11 protein-coding genes are annotated in these 18,795 nt (G+C 45.5%); all 11 read left to right on the top strand.

Translation table 11 applies throughout. The features are described 5' to 3' along the window. Window positions 1–330: 330 nt before the first annotated feature. The 11 genes from O9139_RS27580 (at window position 331) to O9139_RS27530 (ending at window position 18,778) form a co-directional block, all read left to right on the top strand. Window positions 331–5,283, top strand: coding sequence for a discoidin domain-containing protein (locus O9139_RS27580; protein ID WP_270884967.1), 4,953 nt, complete (start codon window positions 331–333; stop codon window positions 5,281–5,283). 142 nt (window positions 5,284–5,425) lie between these two features. After that, complete coding sequence (locus O9139_RS27575) at window positions 5,426–5,920, top strand: hypothetical protein (RefSeq protein ID WP_270884966.1); 495 nt, start codon at window positions 5,426–5,428, stop codon at window positions 5,918–5,920. A gap of 181 nt (window positions 5,921–6,101) precedes the next feature. After that, on the top strand, window positions 6,102–8,636 hold the full coding sequence (locus tag O9139_RS27570; protein ID WP_270884965.1) for a M60 family metallopeptidase: 2,535 nt from the start codon (window positions 6,102–6,104) through the stop codon (window positions 8,634–8,636). 318 nt (window positions 8,637–8,954) lie between these two features. Then, a complete protein-coding gene (locus O9139_RS27565) occupies window positions 8,955–10,577 on the top strand; it encodes a response regulator (protein ID WP_270884964.1) in 1,623 nt (540 codons plus the stop codon). Continuing rightward, complete coding sequence (locus O9139_RS27560) at window positions 10,574–12,373, top strand: cache domain-containing sensor histidine kinase (protein ID WP_270884963.1); 1,800 nt, start codon at window positions 10,574–10,576, stop codon at window positions 12,371–12,373. Before O9139_RS27565 ends, O9139_RS27560 begins: the two co-directional genes overlap by 4 nt. Next, the gene (locus tag O9139_RS27555) at window positions 12,363–13,349 is read left to right on the top strand and encodes a substrate-binding domain-containing protein (protein ID WP_270884962.1); all 987 of its coding nucleotides are present in this window, start codon (window positions 12,363–12,365) and stop codon (window positions 13,347–13,349) included. Before O9139_RS27560 ends, O9139_RS27555 begins: the two co-directional genes overlap by 11 nt. Window positions 13,350–13,369: 20 nt before the next feature. Beyond that, on the top strand, window positions 13,370–14,644 hold the full coding sequence (locus tag O9139_RS27550; RefSeq protein WP_270884961.1) for an extracellular solute-binding protein: 1,275 nt from the start codon (window positions 13,370–13,372) through the stop codon (window positions 14,642–14,644). Window positions 14,645–14,913: 269 nt separating this feature from the next. After that, window positions 14,914–15,375 (top strand): hypothetical protein, encoded by a 462-nt coding sequence (locus tag O9139_RS27545; RefSeq protein WP_270884960.1) that lies wholly within the window; start codon window positions 14,914–14,916, stop codon window positions 15,373–15,375. A gap of 149 nt (window positions 15,376–15,524) precedes the next feature. Next, the gene (locus O9139_RS27540; RefSeq protein ID WP_270884959.1) at window positions 15,525–16,910 is read left to right on the top strand and encodes an ABC transporter substrate-binding protein; all 1,386 of its coding nucleotides are present in this window, start codon (window positions 15,525–15,527) and stop codon (window positions 16,908–16,910) included. An 85-nt stretch (window positions 16,911–16,995) separates the two neighbouring features. Further along, the gene (locus O9139_RS27535) at window positions 16,996–17,916 is read left to right on the top strand and encodes a carbohydrate ABC transporter permease (RefSeq protein ID WP_270884958.1); all 921 of its coding nucleotides are present in this window, start codon (window positions 16,996–16,998) and stop codon (window positions 17,914–17,916) included. 13 nt (window positions 17,917–17,929) lie between these two features. Then, window positions 17,930–18,778: a carbohydrate ABC transporter permease gene (locus O9139_RS27530; RefSeq protein ID WP_270884957.1), complete on the top strand. Its 849-nt coding sequence runs from the start codon at window positions 17,930–17,932 to the stop codon at window positions 18,776–18,778. The last annotated feature ends 17 nt before the right edge of the window (window positions 18,779–18,795 follow it).

Below are 18,795 nucleotides of genomic sequence, written 5' to 3'. Positions count from 1 at the left end.
TGCTAGGTGCAGTTTGCGATTGCGCTAAGCAAAAGTCAATGAAAGAAGAAGGGCTGTCCGCTGTCATAAAAATGGCAGAGGGATGGTCCTTCTTTTTGTGTGTAATTGATTGCATGCGTGTTTCATTGCAACTTGTACCCTAAGATAGGACTGTATCAAAGATTTACAGTACTAAATTCAATGGTTGAACGCTGGATAAACGAATAAGATATAGGTGTGTAATTTAAGGAAAAGATTTACATGTCCTTTATTACAAGGAAAGGAGGATGAAATTTTACTTAGAACGAGAGGGTTAGCTCAGTTTTTAATATAACTTAGGGAGTGGGTAAAGTGTTTAGGAAAATATTATTGTTTGCAAGTTTATTTTCTTTGTCATACGGCTCTATCCCATTAACTTCCGATTTGCTGGTTAAACCGGCCCATGCAGCAGATCTAACAACAAATATAAGTTCAAACACGAATGAAAGAAGACAAAGCTTTGATTCCAGCTGGAAATTTAATCGGGGTAATGCGGTTGGAGCGGAAGCCGCAGATTTTGATGATTCATCCTGGAGAACGTTGGATCTTCCTCATGATTGGAGTATTGAACAGGATTTTAATAAAGATTCCGCTGCTGGCAGGGACGCAGCGTTTTTGGATGGTGGAACCGGATGGTACCGGAAATCATTCACGATGCCAAGTGAAGCGGCTGGAAAAAAAGTAACTATTACATTCGACGGCGTATATATGGACAGTACCGTATATATAAACGGACATGTTCTTGGAAATCGCCCGAATGGATACATTTCGTTCGAGTATGATTTGACCCCTTACTTGAAATATAACGGTGATAAGAACGTGATTGCTGTCAAAGTCGTCAATCAGCAGCCGAGCAGCCGTTGGTATTCGGGAAGCGGGATTTACCGCCATGTATGGCTTTCGATCACGGACCAGGTTCATGTCGGGCAATGGGGCACCTCTATCACAACACCGCAGGTCAGCGATGCTTCGGCAGATGTCAACGTGAAAACGACAGTCATGAACGAAACCTCTGCAAGCAAGCAGGTAACCTTAACGACCACGATACGTGATGATCAGGGAGTTTCGAAGGGCGTACTTGAATCCCAAGCAACAATAGCGGCCAACGGGAAAAACGAATATGATCAAACACTGACGGTGGGCAATCCGAAGCTATGGTCCGTTGAAAAACCAGTTCTTTACACGGCAGATACCGAAGTGAAAGTAGATGGTGGCATCGTCGACACGTATCATACGTCGTTTGGGATTAGAACCTTGAAATTTGATTCGAATCAAGGATTTTTCCTTAACGGGCAGCATGTGAAATTACAGGGCGTTTCTATGCATCACGATTTAGGAGCGCTAGGAGCTGCAGTTAATACGAGAGCCATGGAAAGGCAGCTGGAGATTTTGAAAGGCATGGGCGTGAACGCGATTCGAACGACCCACAATCCTGCTGCGCCCGAACTGCTCGATTTGTATGATCGGATGGGATTCGTCGTCCTTGAAGAAGCTTTCGATGCCTGGAAAGAACCGAAGAAGGCGTACGATTATGCCCGTTTCTTCGATACGTGGGCTGAAACCGACATCAAGGACATGGTACGTCGTGACAAGAATCATCCTTCTATCATCGCATGGAGTCTTGGCAACGAAATTCCGGATACTTATAAACCGGATGCTCTTGCCACTGCGCTAAATCTAAAGAACTGGGTTAAAGAAATCGATCCGACAAGACCTACTACTATGGCGATTCCTTCGTTGGATGACTCCAATACACAAAAGGTTGCGGACATTCTAGATTTAGTCGGCTACAATTACTCAGAACATCTTTACGATTCGCAACACGCCGCACACCCTAACTGGAAAATATTTGGCAGCGAAACGGCCTCGGCGGTCAGATCGCGCGGAGTCTATCACCTGCCGATCGATCAGAATGTACTGACACATCCGGATTTTCAAACTTCTTCCTACGATAATAGTGTGGTCCCCTGGGGACGCAGTGCGCGAGACTCCTACCTACTGGATGCGAATCGCGATTTCGTTGCAGGTCAATTCATTTGGACCGGCTTTGATTATCTCGGTGAACCCACTCCGTATTACGTGTGGCCTGCAAAGAGTTCGTACTTTGGGATCGTGGATACGGCAGGATTCCCAAAAGATATTTATTATTTCTATCAAAGCCGCTGGACAAGTAAACCGATGGTGCATTTGCTGCCCCACTGGAATTGGAAATCGGGCGACACCGTGCCGGTTATTGCTTATTCCAACGCGGACAGCGTTGAACTATTCCTGAACGGTCAATCACTCGGCGTCAAAACATTTGTGCCTGGAGATCTGCAATTGGAATGGGATGTTCCGTTTACACCGGGTACCTTGAAAGCCGTCGCCAAGAAAAATGGTGTAGAAGTAGCATCGGATGAAGTGAAAACAGCCGACGAGCCTGCCAGAGTGGTGCTGAAACCGGATCGAACGGTCATCAAGGCAGATGGTAAAGACCTTGTCTTTATTGAAGCCGATGTTGTAGATGCAAATGGCCTACTTGTTCCGAACGCGGACAACTTGATTAACTTTAATGTGACTGGCGGAACCATCGTCGGTGTGGACAATGGCAATGCCGCAAGCTTGGAGCGATACAAGGCATCAAGCCGTAAGGCGTTTAGCGGCAAGGCATTGGTCATCGTCCAGCCGTCCACAACTGCCGGTGAAATTGTTGTCAATGCAACCGGATACCATGTAGCACCGGATACGACAAAAGTATTTGCAGTTTCGGAAATTGATCCGAATAATACGGGCATTATTGGCATTCAGACAGTAACCGTTGAATCCAAAACAGGCATAGCCCCAAAACTGCCTTCGACCGTAACCGTGATTCAGCAAAATGGGAATCAAAAAGAGGTTCAAGTAGCCTGGGATGCGCTTGATCCGGCGAAATACGCGAAGCCAGGCACTTTTACCGTCAGCGGCACGGTACAAGAGACAGCCATCAAAGCGTCAGCTACCGTATCGGTCCTAGGTATTACCAAGGTTGAGAACGCTATCATTGTCAAAACGTATGTTGGTATGGCGCCTGTCCTTCCAAGCAAAGTTGAAGCTTCATACACGGATGGATCACTTCGCATGACCCAAGTAACCTGGGGGGCGATTGATCCGTTGAAGTATGGGGCCGAAGGCGAATTTACGGTTGCCGGAAGTGTAGATGGAACGGATCTGTCCGTGGTTGCTTCTGTTCAGGTAAAGCCAGCTGCTCAAGTGAATGTCTCTTTGAATACGGGAGGAGAGTATCCGAAAGCAAGCGCATCGTTCACTAATTCTTCCGATAATGTAAATGCTTTGAACGATGGTATTATTTCCTATACGGGTTCACCGAAAAACCGGTGGACGAATTGGAGCCCTACGTCTAGAGCGTCGGATTGGGTACAAATCGATTTCGGCCAAACAAAGACCATCAATCAAGTCAAGATGTATGTGTATACCGATTGGGGGGCAAACCCTCCGACATCAATGAATGTGCAATATTGGAACGGTATGGAATGGGTCGACGTGAGACATGTGACATATGAACCGGCGATACCTGCAGATAAGGTGAATACGATCACTTTTGACGGTGTTAACACAACGAAAGTAAGAGTGAATATGAATAGCGCTCCTGACAAGTGTTTAGCGATTACGGAAATGGAGGTCATGGGATTAAGCGTTGCTTCGGGGAATGACGCAACATTGAACGGAATTGAAATTAACGGTCAACCTCTTGTCGGCTTCCAAGCAAACGCTCTTTCCTATGAGGTGCAACTGCCGTCAGCAGCAATTCCGTCTGTCAAAGCTTCATCGTCTGATATATTCGCAAAAGTTGCAGTCACTAACCCGAGTGAAATTCCGGGTAAGGCAACCGTCAACGTAACTTCGGAGGATGGTACTAAAACTCAAACGTACACGATTTATTTTACTGTACAAGATACGACACCGCCAGTGACGACCGCCACCATTCCACAGTCACAGATGACAGCATCGGCAACAAGTGAGGAATTGGTAAATGAAAGTAACGGGGCACCCAACGTGCTTGATGGAGATTCAGATACCATTTGGCATACAAAGTGGGATAAGTCTGATCCGCTACCGCAATCGATCACATTGAATCTGGGCGGTACTTATGACGTCAATAAAATCAAGGTTCTCCCTAGGCAGAGTGGAAGCAATGGTATGATCACAGCCTACAATGTCTATGCGAGTACGGATGGCGTCCGGTACAGCAAAGTCGCAAGCGGAACTTGGGCTAAAGACTCCGCGGAGAAAACGGCGGAGTTTCCGGTAACGAAAGCGTCCTTTTTAAAACTGGAAGCAACTGCAGGGTATAATGGATGGGCATCTGCAGCTGAAATGAATGTCTATCACACTATCGGCACAATTGAGGTACCTGTAACCGGCTTGCAGGTGGATAAACCGCAAGTCACGCTGAAAGAAGGGCAGACGACAGAGTTAGTTGCAGTGGTGCTGCCTGAGAACGCTACGAAAAAGAACGTTACTTGGTCGAGCAGCGACAATACCGTTGCCAAAGTGGAAGTGAAAGACGGTAAAACGGTTGTCACTGCCTTGAAAGCTGGGGCGGCTGATATTACAGTCACCACGGCAGACGGCAATTTTACAGCAGTAAGCAAAGTTACGGTAGTGAAAGGCGATGTCACGCCAAGTTTCCCGATAACGACACTATCGGCAGCAGGCATCGTTCAAACAGGCGAGGAATTCACGGTACAGTTAGGTCTGGGCAGCGTCACGCAAAGCGTATACGCACAGGATTTTAAAATGGACTACGATTCGAACGTTCTTGAATTCGTCTCGGCTCGAGCCGTAAAAGATGGACTTCAACTCGTAGAGACCAAGAAGGATACGCTGGGTAAACTTCGGTTTATTCTCGCAAGTGAAGGGGCCGGCAAGGCTGTGACAGGCGATGCTGGAATTCTGGAACTGAAATTTAGAGCTAAAGCTGTTGCGCAATCGACAACAGGAACGATTGCTGTAATCGATGCAACGCTGGCCGATGGGCAAGGGGCGGAAACGAAGGGGCAGGCTTCTACGGTCAATGTGAGTATTGCGACAGCGCCTCCGGGAATGCCAGGTGACGTCAACCATGACAACAAAGTAAGCATCGGTGATCTTGGCTTTGTGGCAGCGAATTACGGCAAAACATCTTCCAGCCCGGATTGGGAGCAAGTCAAGCAAGCAGACGCAAATGGCGATGGTAAAATCGATATTGTAGATCTGGTGTTCGTAGCTAGAAAAATTTTGGAATAAATTTATCAGATGCTAGGTACATGGTGCAATGATTGTTGCATTGTGTACCTAGCTTAGTTTTGAAAATGACTCGGAATAAACGATAGATGTCAGCGATTTAACTTTATTTTAAATAATAAATTCTCAAAGGAACTATCTAACCATGACTGAAAAAAAGAATGGAAGAGTTGGCAAGGATGTGGATGAGGCAACAATCGATTCAACCTCTCCAACAATCGCTATCACCGGATTCGTGTATGGTATGTTTAGCGGTGGAGAGAGCATTATTCCCGTGGTTGCCCAGTGTGAAGGAACAACGATTCCTCTCTATACACTGCCGCTCGGTTCGCATGTACTGATCGCAAATGTAGGAGGTCTGGCGGGGAGTACAGACAGCCAATCCATACTATATGAGACCAACACAAGTGTAGATTCCTTAAAGACATTAGTCACATATTTTGTGAATGCCGGGTTGATCAATCTTATGGATGTAGCGAATCGTTTGCTAGACAATTTGGCAAAAAACGATTTGAAGAGCTTTGCGAATGAAGTGGAAGAGCAGAGCGACGTACATATTTCAAGGCAGGCTGCTACCTATTTGCTGAGAGATGCTCAAACTTTGATACTAAAAGGTGAAGCTGGAGAGGTCAAAAAATGAGGGATACATCACAAAAAATATCATTCCTGTAAAAAGGAATTTTGAATAAAATCACATTTGAAAGCGCTTTAGATTATGAGGTTCTGCCTATTTGCTATATTGCGTTCGGATATTGAAGGAGGTAACGGTAGAAGTATTTTGTTATTTAGAAAGAACAAATGAACAGGAGTGAATGAAACAAATGACGAGAAAGAAAAAAAATGCGGGTTTACTTTCGCTAAGGTTTGTTTTTTCCTATAGCTCAACCTTTTCTGGGGCTCATTCCGTTGCAGCTGAAGCCTCCGTTTCGGTGAATGATGACTTGAACCTCTTGTATACCGGGTTGCCAAGCTATCCGGAGTATTCAACTGCGTCCACAATAACCATATTTGGTGCGGACGCATTTGCGGTGTCTCTTGATCAGGGCAACTCTCCGCTTGTAGGCGCATCTCGTTACGGGAAAGGACGTGTTATTGCAGCGGGGACCGGAGACTACTTTAACTTAACGGCAAGCACGGATACGACAGAAGGAAAAGTTACAAAAAATATGCTGCTGTGGCTCACCGAAGATAAGTCCCCGAATCCGGCTACGGGTGCCACAAATCATTATTCGAATGCGCTTACGGGCACTGATAGGCTCCAGCTGATCACGAAAAATGATGTATCTCGCGGTGGGGCGCTGCCCATTGATCAAACCGTTGTCAGCAGTTGGACCAATCAACTGCTGGACCCCCTTATCTACCCAATCGCGTATGTCGATCCGAGAAACGTAAGCAATGCGGAAGCAATCGCTTTGGAGGCGTATGTGAAGAATGGTGGTAGCGTCATTGTTACAGAAAAGGGCTGGATCATGGCAGATTATCCGTCGGATGCCATCCGTTCACAATCGAAAGATCCGCAGAACGTCAAAATAACGGATTATCCGGTTCAATGGCTGTTGAATCAGGCCGGTCTAGCCATTAATTACGATTGGCTCTGCACGAATGGTACGAATCCTAAACCTTCATTAGATCAAGTGACCAGGGTCAATCTTTCTTATCTGACCGATGCGCTGAAGCAAGTTGAGGAGAATACCAAGACCTTTATGGATTATGCCATAGCAGGTGAGAATGCGCCGCAGGACGTGTGGGAGCGAATCAACTCAAGCGTTATTCAGGGCTGGAAATCGATTGTATCTAAAAATGTTTACCTGAGTGGAGTGAAGAGCGATATCGATGTGGTCATGAGTACTTTAGCATTGCCGTTAGATCGTTTACAAAAGCCATATACGAGCGTGCTGGTTCAATACAGATCAGCTGTCTCAAGCTTGGATGAAGCAGGGGTGAAATATGCTGGGGCAGATGTATTTCCAGGCAAGGTAGACGATACGACACCCAGAGTCACCAAAACGATCGCAGTGAATATGGCATATGCCGACACTAGCTACTTACGAATGGCTTCTTCTCCCGGGCACTGGGTCAGCACCGGATCGTATGCGCCACCAGGAGGGGAAATAACCGTGGAGGTTCCTGCGGACGAACCGGATTTGATTGTACAAATCGGGGCCCATTCGGACGATCTGACAAGTGAGTGGGCTAAAATTACAAAATGGGATCGTCTTCCGAGTGTCGTTCTGAAAAAAAAGCTGAATCCTGGTCTTAATCGGATTAACAGCCCTTACGGCGGCTTGGTGTACATCATCCCGGCTAAATCCAAAGCCGGGCGAACGGTGAGTGTCACTATTGGCGGTGTCGTCCAAGCTCCTTATTATGTTCTCGGACAAACAAGCGAACAAGCGTGGAAGGATACCATTCGCAATTATCCCGCACCTTGGGCGGAACTTCAAAGCAATCATATCATGTTAACAGTGCCGTCGGATGATATCCGCATGCTTGATAACCCGCAGCAGCTAATGGCGAAATGGGATGAGATTTATGGTTTATATGAAAATATGGCTGGATTAGCTCCTAATAAACCGCTGCCGAATAAAGGCATGGATAACTGGCCGTTCCGCTATTTTGGCGACAAACAAATCACCAATGGGTGGATGCAGACAGGTTGTCCCATTATGTTGTACCAGGGGGAAACTGAAACTTCTAAAATGTTGGTCAATCTAGATGATATTCAGCATAATGGTTGGGGCTTCTGGACTGAGCTTGGCCATGACTTTCAGATGTCTGCATGGACTTGGAGCGACAATTGGGAGGTAACCAACAATCTTCATTCCCTGCATGTGGAAGAATATTACGGAAATGCGTCGCGGTTGAAGGATTCATTTCCACAAGCTGCACAATTTGTGGCAAACACAGACCCGAACAAGAACTTTGATAGCATCGACGATCCGTTTGTGAAATTAGTCATGTTCGCTCAGTTGAAATATGCTTATGGTTGGGACTTCTACGCGAAGCTGCATACGGCGTATAGAGAAATGGACCAATCCAGTTTGCCTACTGACGATCAGCAGAAGAGAAATAAGTTCGTGCTCACCGCTTCGCGAATAGCCGGAGAGAATTTACTGGAATTTTTTGACGGTTGGGGGTTAAAATATTCGTCAAATGCGCGTGACGTTGTCACCGCACTTGGACTGCCTAAGCCAGCTAATCCAATCTGGTACTTAACGGCGGATATTGACAAACCTCAAACCATTCCGCAATTCCAAATGAGCGCAACGGCAACAAGCGAAGAGCTAGTATCCGAAAATAATGCTGCATCCATGGTGCTTGATGGAAACCCTTCGACGATAGGGCATACCAAATGAACTTGTGAATGCGGAGTTCCCTGCGACAGCTGCAGCCACGTGAAGCCGGTAGCTCATGCAGGAGTCGGTGGATGGGCATGGGCAGCGGAGCTCAATGTTTCTTACTCGCTTACAACTGTAAAATAGCTTTACTTCGCGTATTTATCAAGGAATCAATAAAAAGTAGCAGCAGTCCTTAGGGAAGCTGCTACTTTTTATTGATCTGAACAAAAAATGAGGGGTAAATCACCAAAAAATATCATTCCTTTTTAGACAAAATTCAAATAGAATCACTTCGAAAGCGCTTCCTGATGATAAAGAGAAAGGCAGATGCTTATTATGTACAAAATAATGATTGTGGAAGACGAATCAGAAGTACGGGAAGGCATCAAGGAGAGTATCAATTGGGAGTTTCATGGTTTTGAATGCATAGGGGACTATGCGAATGGCAGGGAAGCTTTGGAAGCAATTACAGAACTAAGACCGGATCTCGTCATTTCCGATATTTGTATGCCGTTTATGGATGGGATCGAGTTGACTCGGAACATTCAGATGAAATATCCCTATATCAAAGTAATTATCCTTACCGCTCACGATGAATTTGATTATGTCCAAAAGGCGCTAAGGTTAAAAGTGTACGACTTTATCGTCAAGCCGGTCACTGCGTTTCAACTTCGCAGTCTTCTGGACAAGGTGAGATCAGATATGGACAAGGAATCGGAGCATCGAGAAAACTTGGCCCTTCTCAGAATACAGCTTCAGCAGAGTTTGCCGTTATTAATGGAGCGTTTCCTCGAGCAGATGGTAAGCGGTACCCTAAAAGAAGGGCAAATTCAAGAGAGGCTCCAATATTTCCGCCTTCCGCCGATGCTCCCTCCCTATCTGGTTGCAACAATTGACATTGACGAATTGAATGCAGTAACAAAGGCTAGATGGGAGAACGATCCAGAGCTTCTACGTTCTGCGGCATACAATATTGTACAAGAGGTCATGGAAGGCAAAGAAGCGGTGGTCTTTCGCACTAGGGAAGAACGAATTGGAATTGTATTTTACGGTCATGAAAAAGATGCGTTGTATGATATGGCTTTCAATTTAGCTGAGGTGCTTCGATTTTGCATAGAAAAATATTTGAAATTCACGGTTACCGTTGGTATCGGTACATTATGCCGTTCATTAAGTGAGCTGTTTATTTCTTATAAAGGTGCGATTGACGCATTGGATTACCGCTTTATGCTGGGAGCTAATCGTGTTATCTCCATTCAAGATATGGAGGGAGCGCACAACTCCATTCATAGGCTGGATATGGAATGGAGCCGCAGGTTCGCCATCATGATCAAAACAGGTACGAACAAAGAAGCTCACGTCCTCATTCAACAATTAATCTTCAGTCTGAAAGCCTCACTGATGCCGATCGGTGCCTGTTACCTGCAGATTCAGTCGATCCTTATCGCGATTGTGAATACGATTCACGAGTTAGTCGGAGACGAAAGCGTCGACTTTAAAGGACATGAGTTGATCTTCAAAAATATGAACCGTCTAAAAACATTGGACGAAATCGAGCAATGGCTCCAGGAAATTTGCAACGAAGCGATAGCCTACATTGCGGAGCAGCGAAATGATTTGACGAAGATGCAGGTTCGAAGTGTTATCAGTTATATCGAGGAAAATTATCATAACGAGGATTTGACGATCCATGAGCTTTGCCGCCACGTACATCTAAGTAAAAGCTACTTCAGCTCCGTGTTTAAGCAGCATACGGAACAAACAATCATGGAATATGTAACACGAATTCGGATAGATAAAGCTAAAGATTTGCTGAGGCATACCCCCATGAAATTCTATGAAATCGCTGCGAAAGTTGGTTACAGCGACCCCCAATACTTCAGTGTACTTTTCAAAAAGCATACAGGGACAAGTCCAACTGAATACAGAGAGAAGCTTGCCAAGGAGACGACCGGATGAGAAGAGGACGGGAAGCGAGGCTGCAAATCTTCAAATTTCGAAGCATTCAATCCAGCATTTCTGTCGCTTTCTCATTCCTGATCCTGGGGTCAATCGCGATCACGAGTCTTATCTCTTATCAATTGTCGGCCGATGCAGTTGAAGGGAATTCGGAGCACTACATTTCGGAAATCATTCAACAGGTAAATAGCAATATTCAGTCGTACATCACCAATATGGAGAATATCGGGATGCTCGCTTTGACGAACAAAGACGTGAAATATTATATATCAAGCACTAGCTTTATTCGTGATGAGGAGCGAAGGCCCTATGAGAAAAGAATATCAGATCTGTTTCAATCGATCTTGATTACACGCAAAGATATTGCTTCGATTATGGTCTTCGGCTACAATGGCCGGTTCGTCTCCGACCGTAGAATCACAAGCTTGAACGAGAACACCAAGATTGAGGAGCAGCCTTGGTATCAACGTGCGCGAGCGGAGGGAGGCAAATCCGTCATAACGGCCCCGCATGTTCAAAATATTTTACAAAACGAGTACCGCTGGGTTGTATCTTTGAGCAAGGAATTGAAAAGCGCTGATGGGATTACGGGAGACGGCATTTTTTTGGTTGACTTGAATCTGAGCGTCATCAACGAAATTTGCAATCAGATTAAACTTGGACAACGAGGGTACGTGTTCATCGTTGATAAAGATGGAAACATCGTCTATCACCCTCAGCAAAAGCTCATTACCAGCAATCTCAAAACGGAGTTGATCGATCAAGTAAAATCTGCCGGCAGCGGCAGCTTCGTCACAGGTGAGGGAAACAATAAAAAGATTTATTCGATCCAAGAAACTCATTTTGGGTGGAAAATCGTCGGAGTAGCCTATGTGAGTGAATTAATCGCCAATCAATATCAAATCAAGTTGTCTTATTTCTTATGGACGATCCTGGCGCTGGTCATTGCTCTGTATCTGTCATTTACCATCTCTCGACATCTTTCTCGGCCGATCAAAGTGCTGCAAAGCAGCATGAAACAGGTGGAAAAAGGTAACTTCGACATTCGCTCGGAAATTAGCAGCGAGAACGAAATCGGCCAGTTGGGCCGGGCGTTCAATATGATGGTGGGCAGAATCGATGATTTAATGAACCAACTTATTCAAAACGAGGAATTCAAGAGAAAGAGTGAAATGAAGCTGCTGGAAGCGCAGATCAACCCCCACTTTTTGTACAATACGCTCGATTCGATCATCTGGATGGCCGAACGTAAGAAGCATGAAGAAGTTGTTTTGATGACTTCATCGCTAGCAAATCTGTTTCGCGCTATTATTCATAAAAATGAGGAAACGGTTCCTGTTCGCGTAGAACTCGAGCATATTACCAACTACTTGCAGATTCAAAAGCTTAGATATAAAGACAAGCTTGATTTTACTATCGACGTAGATCCGGACATTCTTGAGCACCACATACCTAAAATTATTTTGCAGCCTATCGTTGAGAACGCGATTTATCATGGATTGAAAAATAAGCTGGAGCCTGGCGTTATACAAATCACCGGGATGGGGCATGGAGAAACCATCGTGTTTGTCGTTGCGGATAACGGGGTCGGCATAGAGCAGGACAAGCTGGATCAGTTATTGAAGGCAAAGAACCGAACCACCATGAAAGGAATCGGGGTCAGCAATGTGGATGAGCGGATCAAGCTATATGGCAATGAGTATGGCCTCAGCTTCAACAGTGAGCGATGGGTAGGAACCGAGGTCACCATTGTAGTTCCATTGGGCGCTCGGAAAGGAGCAGCGGATGGCACATAAGAACCCCGTACTTTTGGCCGTAATGCTGGCTGTTTTCATTGGATTACTGATTGTACATGTCTTTGATACGCTGCGTTTAACGAATCCAAGGAAATACGAGATCGCAGTCGTGCTGAAAACGAACAATATCCACTCCGACTATTGGCAGATGGTGAGCAGTGGCGTGAAAGCGGCTGCGAAGGAATTCGATATCCAAATCGGCATCACTGGACCGCTATCCGAGACGGATACGGACGAACAAATCAGCAATTTAAACGAAGTGCTAGCTACTAAGCCCGACGCTGTCATCCTTGCAGCAACCGATGCCGTAAAGCTTGCGCCGATCGCAAAGAAAATAAAGGAATCGGGCATTAAGCTGATTTTAATCGATTCAGATATCCAAAGTGCTTCGGAGGAGAATTTGATTGCTACCGACAATGTGGAGGCTGGAAGGAAAATCGCCATGAGCCTGGCGGGCTTACGAAATGGCGAACCGGCAAAAGTGCTGGCACTTAGCGACTTAAGGAGCGATTCGGCTGAACAGGATCGTGTGAATGGATTTATATCAGCGATGGCAAGCCTTACCGGAGTTGAAAATGCAGGCACATTTTATTTTGATTCAACCGAAGACGCAGCCTATGAGCAAGTCAAAAAGCTGTTGTCTTTATACCCGGATATCCAAGGTATAGCCGGGTTGAATAAAGAAGCAACGTTAGGAGCCGCAAGAGCCCTCAAAGAACATAAAACCGATCACATAACCCTCGTCGGATTTGATAGCTCCATTTATCAAGTCAAGCTTTTGGAAGAGGGCAGTTTGCAGGCAACGATCGTGCAGAGGCCGTTCAACATGGGGTACTTGTCGGTAGAAACAGCTGTAAAGGCTTTGAATGGGATTAAAGTCGAACCGAATATCAAGATGGAAACGTTAGTGATTACCAAGGCCAACATGTACACGCAGCAAAATCAAGAGCTGCTTTTTCCATTAGTGGAGAAGTAGCCATATGGTGGAGGGAACAAATGAATATCCCGGTTTCGAGCAAAATGCCATTGTTATCTCTTGTGCCGTTCCTGTTATTAGCAATTACGCTTGCAGGATGCACGAAAGAGGGCCGTGGTACAGCTTTAACCAAAGCTGATACAAAGGCTTTTATTTCCTTCGTTGCTCCTGCGTATAGTTCGGCGACCAAGCCGTTTTTTGAAGAACTCGTGAAGGATTTTGAGGCGAAATATCCAAACATCGAGGTCGAGCTTCAAGTGATTAACTGGGATATATTGGATAGTGCTTACAATACAATGATCAGTCGCAATGAGCCTCCGGACTTGCTGCTTTCAAATATTTACGCGCATTTTGCGAAGGATGGCCTGCTGAATCCTATGGATGAGCTTCTTTCCCCCGCACTTCAGGCGAAAATTTATCCCTATTACACGGAAACCGGCAAGTGGAATGGCGTGCGTTATACCGTTCCCTATGCTGCGACGATCCGGGAAATGTACTACAACAAAGATATTTTCAATGAGGTCGGCATTGCAGGTCCGCCTAAAACCTGGAAAGAGCTAGAGGACGATGCGCGCCAAATCAAGAATGCGAAACAAGTGGACGGCTTCGGTGTCGATCTGACGGATAACGAGATTTGGGCGTATCTTTCTTATTTCTTCTATAGTGCGGGGGGAGGCTGGATGAAGAATGGGGAATGGGCCATCAATTCTCCCCAAAACGTGGAAGGCATTCTATTCCTTAAGGAACTTTATGAAAAAGGGTTGACGGATCCGGAGCCTACAGTCACGACACGTGATGAAAAACAACGGATTCTCGGCAACGGCAAATTGGGTATGCTCATATCCGGCAATTATTTCGAGACCGTTGTTCCCCGTGAATTTCCCGGGTTAAAATGGGGGAAAGGACCGATTCCGGTCAAGGAGGGCCAAATGCCGCTTGTGCTAGGCGTCCAGGATGTTTGGATGTCGTTTCGGACAGATCATACCAACAAGGAAGCATTGTCCAAATTCCTGGACTTTATTTATGAGGATGCGCGCTATGAGGAATTTGTTATCCGGGAAGGCTTCATACCGACCGTCAGTACGGTTGGTAAGAAGCTGGGTGAGAACGATGCTGTCATGAAGCAAAATCTCGATTGGATCCAGCATGCCAAATTTTATCCAATCCAGCATCCCGCCTGGTCCGCCGTGCTTAACGCGACCAGAAACATGGGGCAGGCCGTACTGCTCGGGCAAATGACGCCTCAACAAGCGTTGGATCGGCTGCAGCAAATTGCGTTAAGCAAAAGTAAATGAGTGATGAAGGGCTGTCCGCTGCCATGGAAATGGCGGAGGGATGGCCCTTTTTTTTTTTGCGTTTGGCAGTCCGCGTAAATATTCAATTACAATTTGAGCCCTAAAGACAGTACTTTATCAACTATTTACAGTACTAAATTCAATGGTTGTACGCTAGATAAACCAATAAGATAAATGTGTAAAACTTAGGGAGGTCATCGCAAATGAGGAAAATTCGCCTAATGTGAAAATGAAAATCGACGTATTAGTTAAAGGGGCAAGGGCATGAAATGATACGTACTCTTACACATGCGCATGTAATTGATCACAACGAAATGATTATTGCATTCGGTAAATCGGAAGTCGTCAAAGGTTTCTACGACGAAACGCGCAAAACGGATATCTTTTACTGGAATGGTCACGACGAAATGATGAAGTTTTTAGATATGGAGGTATGGCAAAAATACCCTGAATACCTGCGTGTTGACATTGACAATAAACTCGCCGAAAACAGAGAATTTGCTATGGCTAATCGCATACCCCAGATTAAATTGATCTTCAATACCGTAAATGATCTTTATGCCCATCCAAAGGCAGGTCCTAAACTGCGAAAAATTAGCATGAACAAACTTTACGACGAGGGCCGAGAATATTTGAGGGAGATCATCCTTCATGCCGATCGGTATTTTCACTCTAATGAAAATCAGCCATCGATTTCTAATTTATTGCGTCAAAAATTCATTGAGAAATGAATCAAATGCAAGTAAAAATTGAAACACTCAATCACATCGTGAGTCCCAAAGACAGTACTTTATCAACTATTTACAGTACTAAATTCAATGGTTGTACGCTGGATAAACGAATAAGATGAAGATGTAAAACTTAAAGGAGGTCATCATCAATGAGGAATTACAAAAAAGCAACGGCTTGGAGCCTGATTCTGTCTACGGTCTTTCTTGCATCCGGCTGTGGAAGCAGCACGAGTTCATCCAATGTAACGGAGAAGCCACAGGAAAGTGCCAAAGCGAATGTTAGCGCAGCTCCGGCTGCCAGCAGCCAGCCTCAAGGCTCAAAGCTAACAGGAGACTTTGAAATTCAGTATTTTGTCGGAGGTTACGGTGATGCATGGTGGAAACAAGCCATTGCCGACTTCCAGAAGCAGAATCCGGACCTCAAGATCAAGGAATCGGCAGGACCTAAAATCAACGATCAGATGAAACCACGCTGGCTTCAAGGGAATCCGCCCGATTTCGTATACATTGACGGTGCCGGGTCCAACACAAGGCAAATGGTGGCCGACGACCAGCTCATGGACATTACAGACTGGCTAAAAGATGCGAAGAACGTTGACGGAAAGAAGATCACGGATCTCCTGATCGCCCAGCCTGAAGAATACAAACCGGGCAAAGCCTATGCCATTCCACTGGTTTTCGGATCGTGGGGGACGTTCTACGATAAGGCTTTATTTAAGAGTAAAGGCTGGCAGGCACCGGAGGATTTCGAAAGCTTCCTGGCTTTAGGCGACAAAATTAAAGCTGAGGGCAACATGAGTCCATACATCCACACAGGAGTCTATCCTTACTATATTAACGGCGGCTTGCTGGACCCTACGATCATCGCTATGAACAACTACGATACCTCGATCTTTAAGCGGATCAACTCGCTTGAAAAAGGCGTTTGGAAGAGTGAACCCGTGATGAAATCGCTTGCGGAAATTGTGCAAATGCGAGACAAAGGCTTCATCGACAAAGGTTCACCAGCGCTGAATCATACGGATTCTCAATCGCAATGGCTGCAGCATAAAGCGGCATTTATACCGACGGGAATTTGGGTCGAGAGTGAAATGGCGAAGGACGTACCGGCAGGATTTGAATTCGGCTTCCTACCTTCTATCGGCCAAAGCAAAGGCGGTAAATTCGTCGCGAATCCATACACAGCAACCGTCGCTATAGCAAAAAAATCGAAGAATCCGGAAGCAGCTAAAGCATTCGTTCAATTTATCTTTACAGAAAAGCAAAGTAAGGCATGGGCCGAGCTTTCCAAAGCCCCTTCTAACATCAAAGCGGATCTCGAAGGAACGAATGCGCCTGCGCTTACGAAAGAGGCGGCCAAATTCTACAATTCTCCGAATACCGTCGTAGCGCCGGAGATCGTCATTCCGGAGGAACTTGTGACAGCTAGAAACAATGCGACCATTGCGCTTACTAAAGGTGAAATCACGCCTGAGCAGTGGGCGGATCGCATGGAAGAAGCGACAGATAAGGTTCGCGCCAAAGAAAAGAAATAAGAACTCAAAAGGATTTGGATGATACGTTGGGAATACTTCGAATTCGCAACGTATCATTCGAAATTTTTTTAGATTGGAGGAAAGTATGAAAGAGCGCAAGGCAATGAGAAGCGGTACTGTGGAGATGAAGCGGAATATGTTCATTCTTTCCTTTACTCTTCCTACGCTGCTTCTATATCTCGTTTTTACCGTTTATCCAATGTTGAAAGGCATTTATCTGAGTTTGTTTGATTGGTCGGGTGGTTCCGAAACCTATAACTTTATCGGACTCGGCAATTTCAAAGAGATCCTGCATGACGCTGTGATCGCAAAGTCTATTCGCAACGACTATATCTTAGTCATCGGGAAAGTCATCGGGTTTATGATCATGTCCATGTTTTTCGCAGTAGCGCTTACTCGGTTCAATATGAAGGGAGCGGGCTTTTATCGCATCGTATTTTTTATTCCGAATGTGCTCTCTGTCGTTGTTGTCGGCGTTCTCTGGCGTTATGTCTATAATCCGAATCTCGGCTTTTTGAATTCCTTTATTTCTTTATTTACCGATAAACGGTTCGATTTCGCCTGGTTAGGCGATAAATGGTCGATCTTCGCACTATTACCGCCATCGATCTGGGCCGGCATTGGTTTTACGATCCTTTTGCTTGTTGCCGGCATTCTCAGCATTCCGTCGTCGCTATATGAGTCCGCCGACATCGACGGCGCTACACAATGGAGTCAGTTCTGGCACATTACACTGCCGCTGTCGTGGGAGCAGGTCAAGACTTCCGTGCTCTGGATTGTCATGACGACTTTAAACGGATCATTCGTCATCGTTACGATCATGACCTTCGAAGGCGGCGTAGACAATGCCACACAGGTCATGGGATCTTACCTGTATTTGAATGCGTTTAAATTCGGCAAATTCAGTTACGGATCCGCGATTGGCGTACTCATTCTGGTTCTTTCTTTAATAACGACTGCAGCGCTGCAGAGGTTGATGAAGAGGGATACTATTGAATTAACGTAGAGGGGCATTGCATATGAGTCAACGAATTCTTCAACCTATCAACCGTGTTTTTTTCAAAATCTGCTTGATCGCTTGGTCCATTTGCGTCCTTTATCCGCTGCTTTGGACGGTCTTAAGCGCACTGAAAGACAACAAGCAGTTTTTTCTCGGCAAGCCTTGGGCTTTGCCGAACCTTCCTCTGCTTTGGAGCAATTTTACGTTTGTATGGGAAAAGTATAATTTTGCACATAATTTTATGAATTCCTTGGTCGTGACAATCATCAGCACTTTAGCGAGCGTGCTTTTATCAGCAACAACGGCGTATGTGATCGCCCGGTTTACATTCAGAGGGAATGGCCTGCTGTATTATTCCTATCTTTCTTACATGATGATACCCACCTTCCTCGGCATCATCCCTTTATTCTTTTTGCTGAACGATCTCCACTTAACGAACAGTTTATTGGGCTTAATCTTAGTTTATACGGTAACATCCGTACCGTTCGCTGTTTTCGTATTGGTCAGCTTTTTTAAATCACTGCCAAGTGAGCTGGAAGAAGCCGCAGCTATGGACGGCGCTTCTTACTATGGCATTTTTTTTCGGATTATGCTGCCGCTGGCCAAGCCGGGCTTGATGTCTGTCGCGATTATTACAGTGCTGAATATTTGGAATGAATATGTATTCGCGCTCGTCTTCATGAATGATCCGACGAAATATACGATTCCGGTTGCGATTGCGGTGATGCAGGGCGAAATGCAGTATAGGACGGAGTGGGGACCTTTATTTGCGGCTCTTATTATTTCGATGGGGCCTACGATTGTGTTTTATACCATGTTTCAAAAGCAAATTACTGGAGGCATTACGGCTGGAGCATTGAAAGGCTAAGCATGAATGGTCAGAGA

Source organism: Paenibacillus aestuarii (assembly GCF_027789125.1).
Classification (GTDB): Bacteria; Bacillota; Bacilli; order Paenibacillales; family NBRC-103111; genus Paenibacillus_E; species Paenibacillus_E aestuarii.
Note: the sequence above shows the minus strand (reverse complement) of the source record. Positions and strands in the feature narration are given on the sequence as shown.

Excerpts from the sequence above, each read along its gene's own strand:
- O9139_RS27575 (WP_270884966.1), top strand. The coding sequence starts at position 5,426 with ATGACTGAAAAAAAGAATGGAAGAGTTGGCAAGGATGTGGATGAGGCA.
- O9139_RS27570 (WP_270884965.1), top strand. The coding sequence starts at position 6,102 with ATGACGAGAAAGAAAAAAAATGCGGGTTTACTTTCGCTAAGGTTTGTT.
- O9139_RS27565 (WP_270884964.1), top strand. The coding sequence starts at position 8,955 with ATGTACAAAATAATGATTGTGGAAGACGAATCAGAAGTACGGGAAGGC.
- O9139_RS27560 (WP_270884963.1), top strand. The coding sequence starts at position 10,574 with ATGAGAAGAGGACGGGAAGCGAGGCTGCAAATCTTCAAATTTCGAAGC.
- O9139_RS27555 (WP_270884962.1), top strand. The coding sequence starts at position 12,363 with ATGGCACATAAGAACCCCGTACTTTTGGCCGTAATGCTGGCTGTTTTC.
- O9139_RS27550 (WP_270884961.1), top strand. The coding sequence starts at position 13,370 with ATGAATATCCCGGTTTCGAGCAAAATGCCATTGTTATCTCTTGTGCCG.
- O9139_RS27545 (WP_270884960.1), top strand. The coding sequence starts at position 14,914 with ATGATACGTACTCTTACACATGCGCATGTAATTGATCACAACGAAATG.
- O9139_RS27540 (WP_270884959.1), top strand. The coding sequence starts at position 15,525 with ATGAGGAATTACAAAAAAGCAACGGCTTGGAGCCTGATTCTGTCTACG.
- O9139_RS27535 (WP_270884958.1), top strand. The coding sequence starts at position 16,996 with ATGAAAGAGCGCAAGGCAATGAGAAGCGGTACTGTGGAGATGAAGCGG.
- O9139_RS27530 (WP_270884957.1), top strand. The coding sequence starts at position 17,930 with ATGAGTCAACGAATTCTTCAACCTATCAACCGTGTTTTTTTCAAAATC.